General features: G+C 32.9%; 10 protein-coding genes. 5 read left to right on the forward strand and 5 right to left on the reverse strand.

The annotated features are described in order from the left end of the window. Nucleotides 1–129: 129 nt before the first annotated feature. Together yidC and ABID42_RS12320 are read left to right on the forward strand one after the other, a co-directional pair. Entirely contained in the window at nt 130–1980 is a 1851-nt protein-coding gene (gene yidC / locus ABID42_RS12315) for a membrane protein insertase YidC (protein WP_367283905.1), read from the forward strand. Nucleotides 1981–2508: 528 nt separating this feature from the next. Beyond that, nucleotides 2509–4494: a tetratricopeptide repeat-containing sensor histidine kinase gene (locus tag ABID42_RS12320; RefSeq protein ID WP_367283906.1), complete on the forward strand. Its 1986-nt coding sequence runs from the start codon at nt 2509–2511 to the stop codon at nt 4492–4494. A 405-nt stretch (nt 4495–4899) separates the two neighbouring features. On the opposite strand, the gene ABID42_RS12325 is transcribed toward ABID42_RS12320, so the two are convergent. Together ABID42_RS12325 and ABID42_RS12330 are read right to left on the reverse strand one after the other, a co-directional pair. Further along, a complete protein-coding gene (locus tag ABID42_RS12325; RefSeq protein ID WP_323260965.1) occupies nt 4900–6075 on the reverse strand; it encodes a class I SAM-dependent rRNA methyltransferase in 1176 nt (391 codons plus the stop codon). 60 nt (nt 6076–6135) lie between these two features. Beyond that, complete coding sequence (locus tag ABID42_RS12330; RefSeq protein WP_367283907.1) at nt 6136–7152, reverse strand: zinc dependent phospholipase C family protein; 1017 nt, start codon at nt 7150–7152, stop codon at nt 6136–6138. 152 nt (nt 7153–7304) lie between these two features. On the opposite strand from ABID42_RS12330, the gene rpsT reads away from it, so the two are divergent. Next, nucleotides 7305–7559, forward strand: a complete 255-nt coding sequence (gene rpsT, locus ABID42_RS12335; RefSeq protein ID WP_184131519.1) for a 30S ribosomal protein S20 — start codon at nt 7305–7307, stop codon at nt 7557–7559. 148 nt (nt 7560–7707) lie between these two features. Then, nucleotides 7708–8409, forward strand: coding sequence for a RadC family protein (gene radC, locus ABID42_RS12340; protein WP_367283908.1), 702 nt, complete (start codon nt 7708–7710; stop codon nt 8407–8409). Nucleotides 8410–8481: 72 nt separating this feature from the next. Here the strand turns inward: radC and ABID42_RS12345 are convergent, their stop codons facing one another. After that, nucleotides 8482–10038 (reverse strand): DUF5723 family protein, encoded by a 1557-nt coding sequence (locus ABID42_RS12345; RefSeq protein WP_367283909.1) that lies wholly within the window; start codon nt 10036–10038, stop codon nt 8482–8484. 357 nt (nt 10039–10395) lie between these two features. On the opposite strand from ABID42_RS12345, the gene pfkA reads away from it, so the two are divergent. Further along, nucleotides 10396–11370 (forward strand): 6-phosphofructokinase, encoded by a 975-nt coding sequence (gene pfkA, locus ABID42_RS12350; protein WP_323260954.1) that lies wholly within the window; start codon nt 10396–10398, stop codon nt 11368–11370. A gap of 77 nt (nt 11371–11447) precedes the next feature. On the opposite strand, the gene ABID42_RS12355 is transcribed toward pfkA, so the two are convergent. Beyond that, nucleotides 11448–16250 carry a T9SS type A sorting domain-containing protein gene (locus ABID42_RS12355; protein ID WP_367283910.1) on the reverse strand — a complete coding sequence of 1601 codons (4803 nt, stop codon included), beginning with the start codon at nt 16248–16250 and terminating at the stop codon, nt 11448–11450. 247 nt (nt 16251–16497) lie between these two features. Continuing rightward, complete coding sequence (locus tag ABID42_RS12360; protein WP_367283911.1) at nt 16498–21357, reverse strand: T9SS type A sorting domain-containing protein; 4860 nt, start codon at nt 21355–21357, stop codon at nt 16498–16500. Nucleotides 21358–21992 lie beyond the last annotated feature (635 nt).

Here is a 21992-nt window from a genome sequence, read left to right on the forward strand (position 1 = left end):
TTTTTTATGTTTCGTTCTTATTTTTTAGAGATAGAAACTCTTTGAAAATAAAACCGATACTATTAACAGACAAACGAATTGATGTACGAAAGTACTTAAACTCGAAAAAGACAAATTCAAAAGATAATGATGGACAAAAATCAAGTCACGGGGCTGTTGTTGATAATGGCGATGTTGCTGGGATACCAGTTTTTCCTAGCCCCTAAAGTTGAACCAGAAAAAGCACCTGAAAAAGCAAAAGTAGCTCAAACTTCCACAGCAGCTAAAGTTACAACGGTTGATTCAGTCGCTTTAAAAGCCGCTGCTGGCGATTTTGCATCGGCTGCTATTGGTACTGCACAAGAGCTTGTGTTAGAAAATAAAGACATCAAAGTGGTTTTCTCTACTTTAGGTGGTAAAGTGAAACAAGTATTATTAAAGAATTACGAAACGTACAATTCATTTGCAGCGCAGAAAAAAGAACCTCTTTTGATTTTTGATGAGGCTTTTGATAAAATAACTTTCGACCTTCCTACTACGAAAGGAAATGTTGATTTAAACAAATTGTACTTTACTACTTCTTCTAAAGGCGGAGTAGCTGCTGAAGGACAAGCACAAAAAGTAAGCTTTATCTTAAATTTAGCTAACGGACAAAGTATTGAACAAACTTATACTTTAGCTGGCGAAGGTTTCTTGTTAGACCAAGACGTTAAATTACAAGGTTTGGATGGTTTGTTGAAAAACGAATCCGTTAAATTGAACTGGATTGAGAATGTTCGCCCAACTGAAAAAGATTTAACAGAAAACCGTAAGGCAACTGTTAATTACTTATTGAATGAAGATGAAGAATTTGACCAATTGGCTGAAACACCAACAGGGTCAAAAGAAGAATCTTTAGAAAAACCTGTAAAATGGGTTTCTTTCAAAAAGAAATACTTCCTTTCTGGTTTTATCACTAAAAATGCTCCAATCCAGAAAGCGAATATCGTAGCAACTGCCAACGAAACAGATTCTTTAAATATCAAGACTTTAAGAGCTAACATGGATTTAGATTTAGCAGACTTAAAATCTGGAAAAGGGAATTATCAATGGTACTTCGGTCCAAACGATTATAACCTTATCAAAAACGTAGCGCCAGGTTTTGGCAAAAACGTAAAATTGAGTTATGATATTTTCCTGCCAATTACTCGTTATGTGTTTGTGCCGTTATTCAATGTTTTAGAAACAGTATTTAATAACTACGGTTTATTAATCATTGCTTTGGTTTTAATTATCAAATTTGCTTTACTTCCACTTACTTATAAATCGTATGTAAGTATGGCAAAAATGAGAATTCTACAACCAGAATTGAATGCTATCAAAGAAAAAGTAGGAGATGATGCCGCAGCGCAACAACAAGCACAAATGAAATTGTATGGTGAAGTAGGAGTGAGCCCACTAAGCGGTTGTATTCCTGTCTTAGCGACGATGCCAATCTTGATGGCGGTGTTTATGTTATTCCCGAACTTGATTAACTTGCGTCAGCAGTCATTCTTGTGGGCAAATGACCTTTCTACTTTTGACTCTATCGCTACTTTACCTTTCAGTATTCCATTATACGGAAATCATATCAGTTTGTTTACTTTGTTAATGACGGTCTCAAGTATTGCTTACGGTTATTATAATAATCAAAATACACCAGACCAGACTGGTCAGCCGATTGACATGAAGAAAATGGCATACATCACACCAGTAATCTTTATGTTTGTGATGAACTCACTTCCAGCAGGTATGAGCTTCTATTACTTCGTTTCTAACTTAGTGACTATCGGACAACAAATTGGTATTCGTAAATTTGTAGATGAAGATAAAATCAAAGCAGTTTTAGAAGAAAATCGTAAGAAAATTGCAGCGGGTGGTGTGAAGAAATCTCGTTTCTCAGAGTATATTTCAAAGCAAATGAAAGCTGTTGAGGAAACACAAAAAGCTCAACAAGCTGACCCGAAGAAAAAGAAAAAATAAAGATTAAATAAGTATTATCATGAAGGCTTAGAAAATTGTTTAACAGCATTTTCTAAGCCTTTTTTGATTGAAGTAAATTTCGAAATTGATTTACTTTCCTAATTTTAGGGGAAGTAAATAGTATTTATTTGTGAAATTTATGAGGATATTAATTAAGATTTCTAACAACTTGAAAAGCAATATTTTAACAAAATAATCTCTTCTGAAAAAAATAAAAAATGTCCTTTAACCTGTCTTTTCGGGATTGAAGGGCATTTTTCTGTTTTTACCAAATTTGAATGATTTGTTCTTAATTACCTTTTTAATGTTGGTATGATAATAGTATGATAAAACTCATAGAAAAAAATAACGATTAGCCTTGTAGCTTTAAGCCATTCTGTATAAGTTTATTATTAAAACATTGTCAAAGTATATTAAATGATTGCTGATTAAAGAGTTAAAAACTTATATTCTTAATTCTTTTTTGTTTCACAACAATAGTTTCGCCTTATGTTTTTCTTGAAATAACACACGCAAATTAAAGTTTATATGGGTAAACCTACCATTTACAAATCTGGGTTTCATACAAGAAATATGGTTAAAAAAGGCTTCTTTTTTATATTGGGATTAATGTTGTGTTTTTCCTTAGTTTGTCATGCTCAAACAGGTCGTTTGAAAACCTTGCAAGAGAAACTCAGAACTGCTAAACATGATACCGACAGAGTAAATACATATTATTCCCTTTCAAGATATTACTGGAATAAAAATGCAGATACTGCCCTTTTTATGGCAGAAAAATCGCTTGTTCTTGCTCAAAAAAACCATTTTGATAAAGGAATTGCTTTGGCATACCTTACAAAGGGAGTGTCTTTAGTTTCGAAAGGACGTTTGCCAGAAGCACTCGAATGCCTTTTTCAAAGTCTTCGCATGAGTGAAAAATTAGGATTGATTGGTCTTTCTCAGAATGTTTTTAATAACATTGGTATTGTGTATGCCGACATGGAAGATTACAATAATGCTCTTTTTTATTATAAAAAGGCTTATAATATTGCGCTTCAACATAACTATCCTACCTTCAATGAATTGGTTAATATTGGTGAAGTATTTAAGTACAAAAATCACGCTGATTCTACAATTGCTTACAATCAAAAAGCCCTTAAAATTGCCCAAGCAGCGAAAGATACCTTTGGAATTATTGTTACATACTACAATATTGGTGAGAATTACATTGCCCTAAAAAACTATCAACTCGCCCAAAATTACCTTAATAAAGCATTGCCTTTAGCCGTGAAAATGAACGATGACGAAGGTATCACTTATTGTCATAGTGCTTTTGCTTTGGTTTATTATCATACTGGAAAATATAAAAAGAGCCTAGAATATGCCCAAATGGCATTGAAAGAAAATAAGAAAATTGGGATTAATGAAATCTCAAAGCAAGTGTATAATGTATTGTATTTGATTCACCTTAAACTTGGGAATTATAAAGAAGCACTGCAAATTAGGAATTTGGAAGTAGCCTTGAAAGATAGCCTTAGCGGTGTCGAGAAAACAAGGGCTATCACAAAAATTCAATCTGGTTATGGTCTTGAAAAGCAGCAGCAACAAATTAATTTACTGAAAAAAAGTGCCATTATTAAACAAGAAGAATTAAAGAATACCGAGCTAAAACGGAATTTGATTACTGCGGTAGCTTTATTCTTATTGGTACTGGCTTTGCTTTTGGTGAAAAACTTTGTTGATAAAAAGAAGCTTATCAAGCAATTAGAAGAACAAAATAGAGACATCAGTAATAAAAATCAACATTTAGAAGAATTGATTCTAGTAAGAAATAGGATTTTTTCTATCATTGCGCATGACCTTCGTGGACCTGTTCATTCTATTTCAGGAATGATGGATATGTTGAAAACTGAAAGTATGGATGAGGAAGAAAAAGAATATTTTATCGAAAAAGCTTCCCAGAGTCTTAATGTAACAGCCAATTTGCTTGATAATTTATTGTATTGGGCAAGAAGCCAAATGGACGGTATGCAAGTAAATACCATTGCTTTTGATATTCAGCAGGTGATTCAGCAAAACATTGCTTTGATTGAAGCAAGAGCTACTGAGAAAAGCATTAGGGTTTTTAAGGAAGAAGGAAAGGATTCGCAAATGGTTTTGGCTGACCAAGCGATGATTGATATTGTAATAAGGAATTTGGTTGAAAATGCTGTGAAGTTTTTGAAAGCAGGGAATAGTGTAAGCATTGCTACAGAAGAAAAAGAGGATAAACTTATTGTATCAATTAAAGATGATGGACAGGGAATTTCACTAGAGGCTCAATCTAAAATCTTCAATAAATATACTTCTTATTCAAGCTTTGGTACTGCTCAAGAAAAGGGCAGTGGTTTGGGGCTTTTGTTGTGTAAAGAGCTTGTAGAGAAAAATCATGGCAATATCTGGTTCGAAAGCAAACCAGATGAAGGTACAACTTTCTTTTTTACTATACCATTGAAGAAAACGAGTGATTTAGCGGTAATGACAACAAGCTACTAAAAATACATTTTGAATTAGATTAGACTTTTTTTAAAGTTGTTAAATCTTAAAACTAATCTAATTCAGAATTTTATTTGGTTTTATGTAGATATTTGATGAATAATCCAAACGAAACCTATCTCCGAGATAGGATTTTCCATCTTTTTGATAGGTCGTCCCATCTCCGAGATAGTTTTTTATCTTTTTGATAGGTCATCCCATCTCCGAGATAAGTTTTTTTATCTTTTTGATAGGTCATCTCATTTTCGAGATAGATTTTCCTATCTTTTGATAGGTCGTCCTTTCTCCGAGATAGGTTTTTCCATCTTTTTGATAGGTTGTCCTATCCCTGAGATTGCAAAAAGAGTCGCAAACTTCACTAGACCGAAGTTTGCGACTCTTTTTATATTCAGACAAAGCTGTTATTTATTCCACATAAAGTACTAAGCCTTTTAAATAACTTCCTTCTGGATGGAAGAAATTCACGGGATGATCTGCGGGTTGTGTAAGATGGTGCAATACTTTTGCTTGTCGTCCAGCTTCTAAAGCAGCCGAAACAACAGTATTGTAGAATAACTCTCTATCCACCACTTGCGAGCAAGAGAAGGTAAATAAAATGCCTCCTTTGGCTAATCTCTTGAAACCTTCTGTGTTCAATCTTTTATAACCTTGAATCGCATTGTGACGAGTCGCTACGTTTTTAGCATAAGCAGGCGGGTCAAGTACGATAAGGTCGTAAAATTGGTCGTTAGCTTTCAAATACTTCATCACATCTTCCGAATATGCTTGATGGTTTAAGTCTTGAAAATTATTGGCTTCAATATTTTGAGTAACCAAATCAATTGCCTTTTGAGAAACATCTACTGAATGCACTAATTCAGCCTCAGCACCCAAAGCATACATCGAAAACCCACCTGAATAACAGAATGAATTCAATACTTTTTTACCTTTAGAATATTTCGCTAATAAAGCTCTGTTATCTCTTTGGTCGAGGAAGAAGCCCGTTTTCTGTCCAGTTTCCCAGTTAATCATAAACTTGAAACCATTCTCCAATACAGCGTGAGGCACAGCACATTGTCCGTACAAATAACCATTTTGCACAGTAGCGGCAAACTGATTAGGCAATGTTTCATGAGATTTATTGTAGATAGCCAACAATTTGTCACCATAAACTTTTTGAAGTGCTACTGCAATTTTCTCTTTTTCAAGATACATCCCAATGCTATGGGCTTGGAATACAGCCACACCATTATAAAAATCGATGATTAAACCCGGACAACCATCGCCTTCGCCATGAATTAAACGGTAACAATTAGTAGTTTCGAAATCAATTAGTTGACGAACCTGATAGGCTTTTTGGATTTTATCAAACCAAAAACTTTCATCTGATTCGGTTTCTTGAAAAGAAAATATTTTTACAGCGATACTTCCTTCGTGATAATGACCTGTAGCAAGATAATTTTTGTGCGAATCTAGCACATCAACCGCTTCGCCATCCGTAGGACTGCCAATGATTTTTGCAATAGCACCCGAAAAAATCCAAGGGTGAAAACGTTTTACAGGATTCTCTTTTCCTGCTTTTAAAATAATTTGTGATTTCATACTGTAAAATTACAGATGAAAATCGTTTTAATGTTTATTCATCGTTCATTTTAACATGAATCAATTCTCATCCCGTACTTTAAAGAGCTTTTGTAGCCAAGTTTTTTGTTCTTTAACGTCAGCTTCTTTTTCTTGCTCAGTAGGTTGATGAAGTAATTTTTTTAAATCTGGCTGACCAGCATCTATCCAAGCAGTGTACCAAAAATCCCCAATCATTTTAATAGAACGACGCATTTGTCTTTCTACCTGATGATTCAACATTTCATGATATTGTTTAGAATACTCTTTTGAATAGGTTTTAATTGTGATACCATTTCGTTCTTCGATACTGTATTTTTTACTTGGTTTGGTAGCAATATTTAGCTTTTGTTCAAAAATAAAGACTGAATCCAAGCAGGCATTAGCATTTCGAACGGCTTCCCAAGTTCTTTTACTGATTGATTTTTCATAAGTAGCTGAACCTACAAAGAAATCATATTCATCTGAAAAGCTTTCAGGCAAACGTGATTCCCAAAAAGCATGAATACCGATTTGGTTTGTTTTTTGTCCATTATAATTTGATGAAGTATGTAATGGCACATTAGCATCGGCAATATAATGACCAATTTCAGCAGAGATTTTTAATATTTTAGCAGTATTTTTTTCTTGAAAAGCCTTCGTCAACTGAAACTTCATGAATTGAATATGCCAAGGTACAATGCCATGTTTCATCAAACTATCTTCCGTAAACTTTTCAACGGCATCATTCCAATAATGCGGTAGTTTATAAGTAGCACTATCGCCGTAAGTATCTAAATCTATATAGTGTTTTGGGGCTTCATCTTTCACAGCATAGCGTCGGCGGTCGGGAGCAACCGCATTTTCTACAATATAATATAGGTTTGTTTTGTAGAAAGAAATCATTTCTGGAGGCAAAGTGAAAATCGCTAAACGATTGATTCGCTGATGAGCGTAAAAACCCCATTTTGTGCTATTAGGAGTATTGGGGCTATGTTTTGATGTTAAATGTAATGAATTGCTAAGGACAAATTGAGCTTGAAAAGCTGAAAACAAGAGGAAAATGAAGCTTATAAACATTTTTTTCATAGGAATAAACTTTAGGTGAAAAAATCTAATTATATCAAATTTGAAAGTTTTTGTAAATATGCACTTGTATTATCTTAAAAAAGATGTACCTTTGCACCTCAATATTAGAAAATCAGAAAACCAATATTATTCGGGAAATAAACATGGCAAATCACAAATCATCATTAAAGAGAATCAGAGCCAACGAAGCAAAAAGACTACGTAACCGTTATCAGCACAAAACTACCCGTACAATGGTAAAGAAATTGCGCTTGACACACGACAAGGTAGTTGCTACTGATCTCTATAAAAAAGTTTCTTCTGCTCTTGACAAATTAGCTAAGAAGAACATTATTCACAAGAACAAGGCTTCTAACTTGAAATCTAAGTTAGCAAAGTTAGTGAATAAAATAGCTTAATATAGCTTTGAAATATTCATAAAAGAAGACCTTTCTGAAAAGTTAGGTCTTTTTTTTATGCCCAAAATTTTGAAGAAAATGTTTTTAGTTTTAATTTAGAATTAAATAATAATTGAAAATAAAGACTACAAACAAAATAAAAACACCTATGAAAAACTACGAAAATACACATCTCAATATCAAATCTTGGGCAGAAGAGGATAGACCCCGTGAAAAATTACTCTTGAAAGGTAAAGCCGCTTTATCTGATGCTGAATTATTAGGCATTTTAATTGCCACGGGCATTCAAAAAATGACAGCCGTGGATATTGCCAAAGTAATCCTACAAAGTGTTCAGAATGATTTGAATCAATTAGGACGACTTTCGGTAAAAGATTTAGCCAAATTCAAAGGAATTGGTGAAGCCAAGGCTATTACTATTGTTAGTGCTTTAGAATTAGGAAGAAGAAAGAAAGAAACAGAAACAAGTACTCGTCCAAGAATCAAATGTTCTGAAGATGCTTATGAAGTATTGAAGCCTCACTTATCTGATTTATCACATGAAGAATTCTGGATTATTCTTTTGAATAGAGCTAACGACGTGATTAAATGCCAAAAAGTAAGTAGCGGAGGTGTTTCAGGAACTATTGCCGACCCCAAAATGATATTCAAAATAGCATTGGAACACTTAGCAAGTGGAATTATTTTAGCTCATAATCATCCTTCTGGTAATCTAAACCCAAGTCAAGCAGATAGAGATCTTACCCAAAAACTAAAAGCCGCTGGCAATAGTTTAGACATTTCTGTACTAGATCATTTGATTTTCACAGACAAAAAATACTACAGTTTTGCCGACCAAGGAGTAATGTAATTATCAATTTTTAGCGATAAGTTGTGAATTTAATGTGTTGATAATTAAACTTTTAAGCCTATTCCATTAAGCTTATTTTTTCCAAAACATCAGGATTTCTTTGAAGCTTTTTCGAGAAGAATTTTCATAAAAGCAAGCATTAGGGACAGTAGGAGGGCGACGAAAAATTGGAATACTTGCTCCGAAGTAAAGGTCGAGTCCACGAGGTTTGCCGATATTTAAAATACTTCCAAGGTTATCTGTTCCTAAAAAAATAGGACCAAGACGAGCCGCTAAACCAAATGAAAAAGTACTATAATTATCTAACAGTGCAAAAGGCATGGCTACTTCTGCCCATTTTGTTTCCCATCTTGGTGTTACTGCCAATAATGAAGGAGATTTTATTCCAACAGAATAATCGCTTCGTAAAGCTTGTGTCCAAACACTGTTGATGTAAATATTATTTTTATAGTGATAATCAAAGTTTACGCTTAAAGCTGTAGGCAAACTACTATTGAATAAAGTTTTTGCTTGTGCATCATTCAAATTAAGTGAATTATTTAAACGAGAAAAAGCATCATCAAAATCAGCTATTTTTTTGAAATCAGCAGAATTAAAAACTTTATTAGTAGCATTTACTTGCCAGTTTTTAACATAGTTTGGGTTTGCATATTTTAGCCCACCAATATCAATTAATGAAACTCCCAAGCGATATTTATATTTATTTTTACTTGGGTCTAATTTCAAGATTCCTTTTTCTCGATAAGTAAATTTTTTGAGATTAGGGCGATACTCATAAACAAAGCCAATATCAAGTCCCCAGCCACTTCCTGCCGAATTATTTCCGAATAACCAGCTTGGTGAAAATCTTGCATTTTCATAAGAGCCGTTTTGAGTGTATCCGTATTTTGCAATAATATTATTGAGTTGTAGTAATCGCTCGTCAGGATTTGCTGGGTCTTCAATGATATTATAGTTGGCATTATCAACCATTAAATGGGCAGAGTATAAACCCACTAAACGTTTTATCGTTCCTCCAATTTTTACAAAATCTTCTTCTTCATCAAATAAAACTTGTCCAAATGTTAATCCTATTTCTACAAAACTATTAGTATTGAATGCAGTACCATTGAGGCTGACCAGTTTATTTTCAAGATCTTCGTTTTTAATCCCAGTGCGAATAAAATCAGCGAATTGACTTTCCATCCCCGTGAAATTAATCCCAGTTCTAATTCTTGTAGATAGTGCAAAAGCTTGTTGGTCATTGAGGTTAATCATAATAGATGGGCCACGTAGGTCATCAATACTGTGCATGTGTTTTTTTCCATTACTCTGGTTAGCAGCTAAATATTCATCTTTATAAATGATATTTTTAGTTACAGGGTTTCTGTATTCGCTAGAAACTGTATTGGAAAATAACTGGAGGACAGAGTAAGGGGCATCCCAATTGGTAAAATTATTAGTCAGAAATAAATCGTTCCCTATTAAATTAACATAAACTTTATACCTAGAATCTGCTACATTAGCTGGATTTGAGTAAAGTGTGTTTGTCCCTGTATAATTACTGCCAGAAATACCTAACCATTGTTGTGCTACTCCTCGAAAAGGAAATGATAAATAAATAATAAAAAGAAGTACTAATCTAAACATGGAATGGTAGTTGAAAAGCTAAGAAATTACCTCTAAAGAAATCGAAGAGATAAATTAATGGTTAAATAATTTTGCAAATATACCGCTAATACAAATTACTTCTTGACGATACAGATTTTAGCTTTAAAATATTTTGTTTCTTTGTGAAAAATCAATGAGTTCAATTTAATATTGAAATATTCACATAAATTACCATTTATGTTTTATTTAACTGTAATTTTTTGAAAAAATCTTAGAAACATCACTTATAAACGATAAATTTGTAAGGTTTTGCGTAAATGAATGATGATTTATGTCATTCATGTTAACCTAATCGCTACTATTAACCAAGTTTACTAAAATACAATCTTTACCAACATGAAAAGAATTGCGGTATTTACTTCAGGAGGTGATGCACCAGGTATGAACGCTTCAATTAGAGCGGTCGTTAGAGGAGGACTACATCATGGAGTCGAAATTTTTGGAATAATTCGTGGATACAATGGAATGATTAAAGGTGATATTATTCCACTAAATTCACAGTCAGTAAGTAATATTATTCAACGTGGTGGTACTATTTTGAAATCTGCGAGAAGTAAAGAGTTTATGACTCCAGAAGGAAGAAAAAAGGCTTATGATCAGTTGAAATCACACGGCATTGAAGGATTAGTTGCTATCGGAGGAAACGGTACTTTTACGGGAGCTGAAATCTTCTATAATGAATTTCAAATTCCAACAGTAGGTGTTCCGGGAACAATTGATAACGACCTTTATGGTACTGATTTTACAGTTGGATACGACACGGCTGTAAACACAGCTTTGGATGCTATTGATAAAATTAGAGATACAGCCGATTCTCACGATAGAATTTTCTTTATTGAAGTAATGGGTCGTGATTCAGGTTATATTGCAATTCAATCAGGTATTTCGGGTGGAGCAGAATCAATCTTGATTCCAGAAGAAAGACAAACTGTTGAAGACGTGGTAGAAACTTTAAAATCGGGCTTCAATAAAAAGAAAACTTCTTCAATTGTTATCGTAGCAGAAGGAGATGAAGAAGGGAATGCTGCTGTAATTGCTGACAGGATCAAGCAAACGATTGATGTGCCTGTTGATATTCGTGTAACGAACTTAGGACATATTCAAAGAGGAGGTAGCCCAAGTGCTGCTGATAGAATCCTAGCAAGCCGTTTAGGTTTGGGTGCTTTAGAAGGACTTTTGGATGGACATAAAAATGAAATGGCAGGAATTGTAAATGATGAATTAATTTACACTCCTTTCCACGATACAATTACGAAAAAGAAGATTATCAATACTGATTTATTAAGATTAGCTGGTATTTTAAGTAAATAATATTAGTTTTTAATCAGTCTTTAAAATCCTTACAAAACAAAAAAAGCTGGAAGAGATTCCAGCTTTTTTTGTGTCTTTTACTTCTTCCTCAATTTCAAAGTCTTCTTAAAATCATCTTTTTGTAACATCAAAAAGTACTCTCCGCTTGGATACGTTGAAATATCAATTATTTCCGAATATTTTCCTTTTGTTTTGATGACTTTCTGAATCATCGTTTTTCCTAATATATCATAGAGATATAATGAAATAGGCTGATTATCATTATTAGTAAATTCCAAAGTGAACTGTCCTTCATTCGGATTAGGAAAGGCATTTAGATAAACATTGTTCCAATAAGTATTAGGTTCATTGGCTGTTACTAGATTCACTGTTACCGATTCTGTGGTTGACGAGCACCCATTCGCAGTAATGATTACATTATAAATTCCTGCCTCTTTGGCTGTGAAAGTATTAGTAGTTGCCCCCGTAATAATAGCATTGTCTTTATTCCATTGATAGCCATAAGTAACATCTTGTGTTACCGATAATGTTACATCCGTATTTTGTAAAATATCCGTTGTTCCACTTTTACTGATGGTTGCTTTTACAAGTTTTATTTCATTGATAGTATGAATATTAGTAGTATCTACACATCCATTTGCATCAGTTACAACAGCAGCATAATTACCTTCTTTTGAAATACTAATAGTATTTGTTTTATCAGTTAAAAGCGTATTTCCAAGTTTCCAAGAATAAGTAAAAGGAGCGAGTCCAGCACTTACCGAAGTTGTCAAAGTTTTGGTACTTCCTTCACAGAAGCTTTTATCTCCTGATATGGTAGCAATTGGTAAAATGTTTTGTGTTACTATTACAGTGTCTGCGGTGTTAACACATCCGCTATCACTTTTTAAAACAATAGCATATTTCCCTGACTTTGCTACAGTAATACTTTTGTTAGTGCCAACAACGTTTTTACCTTCTAACCATTGATAACTTTTTGCATTGTTACTGTTTACAGAAAGTACAGTACTATTCCCTTCGCAAAAATTGGTTGAGCCTGTAATGTTACCTGTTGGTAAAGGGTTTTTGTATATATAAAGGTGTGGCCGTTGCATAATACATCCTTTATCACTTTCAAGGAATAGTGCATACTCTCCCTCTTTTGTGATAGTAATGCTTTTATCTGTACTAATAATCTCCCCGTTCCAATTTAACCATTCATAATACTTAGTATTTTTACCATTAACTGTTAATGTAGTGCTTTGTCCTTCACAAAATTGTTGCTCTCCTGTTATTTCGTAAGTTGGACTTGGGTTTATAACAACAGTGGTAGCCGCTAGCGTACTACTGCACCCAAACTCACTCGTTAATTCTACCTGATACTTACCTTCTTGGTTTACAAATAAATTATTTGCTTTAGAGCCAATTTCTACATTATTTCTTTTCCATTGATAGCTCACCTTATCTTTAGTTATGGCGATAAGCGTTGTACTTTCTCCATGGCAAAGGCTATTGTTACCAATAATTTCACCAGTAGGTAAAGGATTTTCATAAATGGTAAATATTTCAGAAGTGTTTGTACATCCTATATTGTTTTTCATGAGAATCGTATATTTCCCTCTTTTAGTAGCAAGAATGAGATTGTTATTAGAACCTATACCTATCATATTTTCTCCTTCAAACCATTGATAGCTTGCGGTATTATTTGTAGTGGCAACCAACATAGTTCCACCGCCAGTACAGAAATGATTTATTCCTGAAATACTTCCTGTAGGGATAGCCGATATCGTTATTTCAACAGAATCTTTTGAGGTAAGTTTTGGAGAGCTTGAACTGATTTTTAACCAATACTTTCCACTCGGAATACTTGAATTTGGTACAAAAGATGAAAAGCTTTTCTGATTCACTAAAGTGAAATTATACTTTGTTTTAGTGCTAGAAGTTAAAGTAGCCGATAATACATTGTTTTCATCAAAAGAGCCTTCTATTGTTGAAAGCACTTTGACGCTATCTCCTAAGCAGATTTCATTTTTGGCTACTTTATTCGTTAAAAGGTTTGGACGAACTGCTAAACTAAAAACAGTTTCATCACTTATACAGCCATTATCATAACAACGAGCTGAATATGCTGTAGTTACTTTTGGATTGACTGCTAAGATGTTAGTACCTGAAATTAATTTATTATTTACTTGTTCTGTAGCACTATTCCAATTCCACATTACATTATTACAGCCTTTTGCTTCTAAATTGATAGACTGCCCAACATCAATTGTTTTTATAGTATTATTAGTAAATTCTGGTTTTGTAATTGAACCACATGGATTCACTCGTAAAGTTCCTTCATAAGATTTTAGCCAAAATTTTCGCTGACTATCTATTTCCATGTTGTCAGACATAAATTTTGGGAACGAAACTATCTTTTGCCATGTATTATTTTTGAGGGTAAATATTTCACTTTCATAATAGTTTGTGTTTACATACAGATTATTCTCATCATCAAAACAGATATCATTAATTGTACCTTGCGAATAACTAGCAAAAGTATTTGACGGATAGTTTGTCCAAGTTTGTCCATCATATTTCACAATACCTTTATCATATAGTAACCAAAGGTTTCCTTTTTTATCAAGCTTGATTTTATTAATTGTCGTCGGAATAGCACTTGTATTTTTATTATTAAAGTGTGTTATTTCCTTAGTAACAAAATTATAACGGCTTACTGCATAAGTATTTGTAGTATATAAATATGAAAGAAACCAAATGTCTGTTTTGCTTACTTCCATCTTATGGAAATAATTTCCATTGCCATCAAATTGATAGAACGTTTTTACAAGGTTTTTGCTATCTATTTGGGCTACTTTTTCTCCATAGCTAATAATTCCATGATTGATGTCAAAGTGAGTAATATTCAGTACTAAACCTTGAAAATCTAACTCTCTTGATGATAACAATTTCATTGTTTTTGAGTCAAACTGTTTCATCTCGTAAACAGAAGCGGGAAAGCCTCCAACATAGTTTTTTCTTTTACTGATTGTCATAATTACCCAAAGATTTCCTAACGTGTCCACATCGATGGCTTTGATAGCACTCCCTATCACTTTGTTGGTACTTTCAAATCCATATAATACAGCTTTGGCACTATCTGAATTGATTTTCACAATTCCTTTTTCAGAAGACTTAAAAACACTATTGCCGATTGGAATAATTCTGGATTTTGTTACTCCAAAATTTGGTGTATTATCATTGTTAAGATATTTCCATGTGTTTGATGGTAAAAAATTTCCAGTTTTAAATGGTAGGGTAAAGGTTCTTATTACTCCTTTTGGAAAATCATATACTAAATCTTTTTTAGGGTTGATGGTTTCAAATTTCAAGTAATACTGTGTATTCGCTGCTAAATTTTCAAGCGAAAATGAATTGAATTGAATATCATAATTACTTGGAAGAATGGTTCTTTCTATGATTGGATTACTGAAGTTTTCATTTTTAGAAACGGTAAGCTTTGATTCGTAACTTTTATTATAATCTCTAAAATAGAAGGGGATTGATAACTGTAAACCATAAGTGGATCCGTAAACGCTATATACATCGTAAGAAAGAGGACCTAATATTACTCTTCTGGATTCAGACCAACTTCCTTTTACATTTCCATTGATAGCTCTTACCCTCCAATAGAAATGATCAAAGATTAGAGATTGCTTAGAAGGAGTAATTGTAAAAGAATTAGAGGTAGTAGTTATATTTCGATTCATCGTAAAGTTTGGGTAATTACGACTCTGAAAATCTGCAAAATCAATTTCATAGGAAGTTGCACCATCAACAGGCTCAAAGGTAAAAGTCATCTCATTGTCTGGATTTACCTCTTTAATATCATTAAGGGGTGTTAATAATTTAGGGGTAGGGAGTGCAGTATTGGGTATCTCTATGGCAACAGTATTCGACCAATCAGAATTTCCTAGTCTGTTTTTTGCTTTAATTCTTAAGTAATAAGTTTTATTCCTTAATACTTTTCCATATTCAATTACATTAACATCGCTAGAATCAGAAGTAATGATTTTGGAGAAATCTTCCGTTTCCGAAACCTGGTAATAATATTTTTCTGCCGAAGTAATTGGATTGAAAATGTAGTAACCTCCGTCAATATTTTTACTACCAGTAAGTGTGATGGATGACATAGTACTAATTTTATTCAAATAGGTAGCTGCATAATTTTGCATTAAAGCTCTACAAAGTGGATGAAAAGTAAGTTCTATCTCACAATAACTCATAATAGTCCCTCTTTTTACTTCTAGCGGTCCAGTATAACAATCTCCCTCTGCTGAATAACAATAATCTATTACTCCACCGGGCCAATTACAGTTTTGTGTATGCGGAGAACCAAAGTTATGTCCTAATTCATGGGCTTGTGTAGCAACATTGCCCCAAGGTGAAACATTGAATTGACCAGCAGCTACACCACCTGCACCATAAAGTACTTTTGTGGGTAAATACATAGCGTGGTTGAATTCAACATTTTTTAATACTCCTTTATTTTGTTCATTTATTAAAGTGGACAATAAACTGAATATGTCATTTACACCACGATAGGGGTCAGTAAGGGTGTCTTTTCTGATATTGATAAAGCTTACAACCAATTGCGTATTAATTTCAGCTTCATAGATTTTAGAAAGCCTTTCAATTGCCTTGATGACTTCATGTTTTATTAAAGTACTATCTTTTTTAAATAACAGATAAGTATCCGAATCTATATCTACAGCAATTCTGGAAACATAAAATTCATTAGCAGACTTACGGGCTTGTTGTTGTTTTAGCCAAGTGGGTGCCATTTGCATGGCTTTGATAGTACTTTCGGGTAAAACGCTTTCGTTTACACCGCAAGGGATTTGTTTTTGTTGTGCCAATAGGTTTTGACTTAGAAAAAACAACAGTAACAAGAATGTAGAGATTCTCATAGGGGGTTGATTAAGAGTTTAATTGTATGAAATGATTGATTGTTAGTGTTATTGTTGATTCGGGTTAGAAACAATCTTGTAAATCATTAAAGATGACGTTTAATCTTATTTTATTATCACAAGTTAATTTTGTTGTAAGCTAGAATGTTTAAACTCGGATAAGAAGGGTTTTTTAATATTTTATCTATACGTAATCTCACTTCTTTCTCAATTTCAAAGTCTTCTTAAAATCATCTTTTTGTAACATCAAAAAGTATTCTCCACTCGGATACGTTGAAATATCAATTACTTCCGAATATTTCCCTTTTGTTTTAATTACTTTTTGAGTCATCGTTTTTCCTAATATATCATATAGATATAATGAAATAGGTTGATTATCATTATTGGTAAACTCCAGCGTGAAATGTCCTTCATTTGGATTAGGAAAGGCATTTAGATAAACATTGTTCCAATAAGTATTAGGTTCATTGGCTGTTACTAGATTCACTGTTACCGATTCTGTGGTTGACGAGCACCCATTCGCAGTAATGATTACATTATAAATTCCTGCCTCTTTGGCTGTAAAAGTATTGGAATTTGCGCCAGTTATTGTAGCATTGTCTTTATTCCATTGATAGCCATAAGTAGCATCTTGTGTTACCGATAATGTTACATCAGTATTTTGTAAAATATCCGTTGTTCCACTTTTACTGATGGTTGCTTTTACAAGTTTTATTTCATTGATAGTATGAATATTAGTAGTATCTACACATCCATTTGCATCAGTTATTACAGCAGTATAATTACCTTCTTTTGAAATACTAATGGTATTTGTTTTATCAGCTAAAAGCGTATTCCCAAGTTTCCAAGAATAAGTAAAAGGGGCTAGTCCAGCACTTACCGAAGTTGTCAAAGGTTTAATACTTCCTTCACAGAAGCTTTTATCGCCTGATATGGTAGCAATTGGTAAAATGTTTTGTGTTACTATTACAGTGTCTGCAGTGTTAACACATCCGCTATCACTTTTTAAAACAATAGCATATTTCCCTGACTTTGCTACAGTAATACTTTTGTTAGTGCCAACAACGTTTTTACCTTCTAACCATTGATAACTTTTTGCATTGTTGCTGTTTACAGAAAGTATAGTACTGCTACCTTCGCAAAAATTGGTTGAGCCTGTAATATTACCTGTTGGTAAAGGATTTTTGTTTATTTGAAGATACGCCAGCTGAATTTTACACCCTTTATCACTTTCAAGTAATAATCTATAACCTCCTGATTCTTTGATAGTAATGCTTTTGTCGGTACCAATTGTTTCGTAGTTTATGCCTAACCATTTATCCCATTTATAGTACTTGGTATTTTTACTATTAACTGTTAATGTCGTGCTTTGCCCTTCACAAAATTGTTGCTCTCCAGTTATTGTGCCACTTGGGTTTGGGTTCATAACAACAGTGGTAGCTGCCAGCGTACTACTGCACCCAAACTCACTCGTTAATTTTACCTGATACTTACCTTCTTCGGTAACCAATAAATTATTTGCGTCAGAGCCAATCGCTTCATCATTTCTTTTCCATTGATAGCTTACCTTATCTTTAGTACTGACGCCAAGAATTGTACTTCCTCTATTACAAAGACCATTATTACCAATAATTTCACCAGTAGGTAATGGATTTTCATAAACGGTAAATATTTCAGAAGTATTTGTACATCCTATATTGTTTTTCATGACAATCGTATATTTTCCTCTTTTAGTAGCAAGAATGGTATTGTTATTAGAACCTATCATATTTTCTCCTTCAAACCATTGATAGCTTGCTGTATTGTTTGTATTGGCAGTAAGAGAAGTACTACCGCCAGCACAGAAATTATTTGTTCCTGAAATACTTCCTGTAGGTAAAGCTACAATTGTTATTTCAACAGAATCTTTTGAGGTAAGTTTTGGAGAGCTTGAACTGATTTTTAACCAATACTTTCCACTCGGAATACTAGAATCTGGAACAAAAGATGAAAAGCTATTCTGATTCACTAGCGTAAAATTGTACTTTGCTTTAGTACTAGCAGTTAAAGTAGCCGACAATAAATTGTTTTCATCAAAAGAACCTTCTATAGTTGAAAGTACTTTAATACTATCTCCTAAGCAGATTTCATTTTTGGCTACTTTATTAGTTAAAAGGTTTGGACGAACGGCTAAACTAAAAACAGTTTCATCACTCATACAGCCATTATCATAACAACGAGCTGAATATGCCGTAGTTACTTTTGGATTGACTGCTAAGATGTTAGTACCTGAAATTAATTTATTATTTACTTGTTCGGTAGCACTACTCCAATTCCACATTACATTACTACAGCCTTTTGCTTCTAAATTGATAGACTGCCCAACATCAATAGTTTTTACATTATTGGTGAAATCAGGTTTTGCAATAATACCGCAAGGACTTACTACTAAATTACCAATATAATTGTTTAACCAAAACTTTCCTTGTTTGTCTATTTCCAAAGAATAGGAATAATAGGTTGGAAATTCAGCTATCTGTTTCCATACATCATTTTTGAGCGTAAATATTTTACCTTGGGAAAAATTTGTATTTACATATAGATTGTTTTCATCATCAAAACAAATATGGTCAATATAGTTATTAGTAAAAGTGTCTGAACGATAGTTTGTCCAAGTTTGCCCATCGTATTTTACAATCTCATTATTATTTATTAACCATAGATTTTGTTGTTTATCAAGTTTAATTCGGCTAATCAATGACGGAATATGACTATTATTTGTATGGTTATAATGTATGACTTCTTTAGTCGTAAAATTGTATCTACTTAATGTGTACATATATGCTGATGTATGAATATCTACACTATCTGTATAGGTAAGAAACCAAATATTCGTTTTACTTACTACAATACTTGCAAGGGAAGAACCCTCCTCGATATTAAATTTATAGAAAGGTTTAACAAGATTATTATCTATTTTAAATATTTCTGCTCCTGCAATTATTAAACCATAATTAATATTTAAACTAAAAAAATAAGGCATGGATTCCTCAAACTGCAATTGTCTTGAAGACAATAATTTCATAGTTTTTGAATCAAATTGTTTCAAGGCATATACCAAAGTTGGATATACTCCTATGTACTTATCCCTTTTACTAATAGCCATAATAGCCCAAATATTACCTAATGAATCAACATCAATAGCTTTGATAACACTCCCTATTTCTTTATTTGTAGTTTCAAGATTGTACAATATTGGTTTAATATTATCTAAAATATTATCAGTATTAATTTTTACAATTCCTTTTTCAGTGTACTTGAATATACTATTATTTGTTACAATGTTATTAGATGAATTCACTCCTATATTTGGAATATTGTCTTCAGTAAGATATTTCCATGTTTTTGAGGGTTGAAAATTTCCTGTGTTAAATGTCGTCGTAAATGTTTTTAATACACCTTCGGGAAAGCCATAGATTAAATCTTTTTTAGGATTGATGGTTTCTAGTTTTAAGTAGTATTCTGTATCGGCAACCAAATTTTCAAGTAAAAACCCCTCGTGTGATATGTTATAACTGCTTGGAACAATAGTCTTTTTTGTAATTGGAAAACTGAAATCCTTATTTTTAGAAACAGTAAGCTTATACTCATAACTTCGATCATAAACATTATAAGTAAAAGGTATAGATAGTTGTAGATTATTAGTTTGGTCATACATAGGTTGTACATCTTTAGAATTAGCAGCCATAATTACTCTTCTTGTTTCAGACCAATGCCCTTTAATATTTCCATTAATGGCTCTAACTCGCCAATAAAAATTAGGATAATGCGACAAGCTATCAGGAATAATAAGAAAATAATTAGATGTATTAGTTATGAAACGACTCATTGATAAATTCAAAAAACTCATAGCTTCAAGTTCATAGGAAGTTGCACCTTCAATCGGCTCAAAAGTAATAAGCATCTCTTTAGTTGGGTTTACTTCTTTAATGTTATCAAGCGGAGTTAATAATTTGGGTACGGTAAGTATATTACTGGGTATTTCTATGGCAACAGTATTCGACCACTCAGAACTTCCTAGTCTGTTTTTTGCTTTAAGTCTTAGGTAATAAGTTTTTTTTCTTAATACTTTCCCATATTCAATTACATTAACATCACTAGAGTCTGAAGTGATGATTTTGGAGAAATCTTCCGTTTCCGAAACTTGATAATAATACTTTTCAGCCGAAGGAATTGGATTGAAAATGTAGTAACCTCCGTCAATATTTTTACTACCAGTAAGTGTGATGGATGACATAGTACTAATTTTATTCAAATAGGTAGCTGCATAATTTTGCATTAAAGCTCTACAAAGAGGATGAAAAGTAAGTTCTTGTCTCTCACAATAACTCATGATTGTTCCCCTTTTTATATCTAAAGCACCAGTATAACAATCACCTTCTGCAGGATAACAATAATCTATCACACCACCAGGCCAATTACAGTTTTGTGTATGCGGAGAACCAAAGTTATGTCCTAATTCATGCGCTTGAATACCAACATTACCCAATGGTGAAACATTGAATTGACCAGCAGCTACACCACCTGCACCATAAAGTACTTTTGTTGGTAAATACATAGCGTGGTTGAATTCAACATTTTTTAATACTCCTTTATTTTGTTCATTTATTAAAGTGGACAATAAAGTGAATACATCATTTACACCACGGTAAGGGTCAGTAAGGGGGTCTTTTCTGATATTGATAAAGCTTACAACCAATTGCGTATTAATCTCAGCCTTATAAATTTTAGAAAGCCTTTCAATCGCTTTGATGACTTCGATTTTTATTAAAGTACTATCTTTTTCGTATAATTCATAAGTATCCGAATCTATATCTACAGCAATTCTAGAAACATAAAATTCATCTGCAGATTTACGGGCTTGTTGTTGCTTCAGCCAAGTGGGTGCCATTTGCATGGCTTTGATAGTGCTTTCGGGTAAAACGCTTTCGTTTACTCCGCAAGGAATTTGTTTTTGTTGTGCTAATAGGTTTTGACTTAGAAAAAACAACAGAAACAAGAATGTAGAGATTCTCATAGGGGAATAGATTAAGAGTTTAATTGTATGAAATGATTGATTGTTAGTGTAATAATGAATACTGGATAGAAAGTGCACTTTAATAATTTTGTAAAATTAATTGGAATTTTTGAATGTTTTCTTATCCGAGTTTAGTCTAGTTTCTTTTATTTTTTTGGATGATTGTTTTTAGGATGAATAGCCATTATCCGTTTTAAAGAAGGTGTATTTTATACTTTTTCTTGTCAGCAAAACTTTTTCGCAAACTAGCGATATACTTTTTCTTGTTAGAAAAATTTCTTCGTAAACTAGCGATATACTTTTTCTTGTTGGAAAAACTTTTTCGTAAACTAGCGATATATTTTTTCTTGTTGGAAAAACTTCTTCGTAAACTAACAATAGACTTTTTCTTGTTGGAAAAACTTTTTCGTAAACTAGCGATATACTTTTTCTTGTTGGAAAAACTTCTTCGTAAACTAACAATAGACTTTTTCTTGTTAGAAAAACTTTTTCGTAAACTAGCGATAGACTTTTTCTTGTTGGAAAAACTTCTTCGTAAACTAGTGATAGACTTTTTCTTGTTGGAAAAACTTTTTCGTAAACTAGCGATAGACTTTTTCTTGTCAGCAAAACTTTTTCGCAAACTATTTATGACT

Origin of the sequence: Arcicella rosea, from assembly GCF_040543805.1 — a bacterium.
Classification (GTDB): domain Bacteria; phylum Bacteroidota; class Bacteroidia; order Cytophagales; family Spirosomataceae; genus Arcicella; species Arcicella rosea.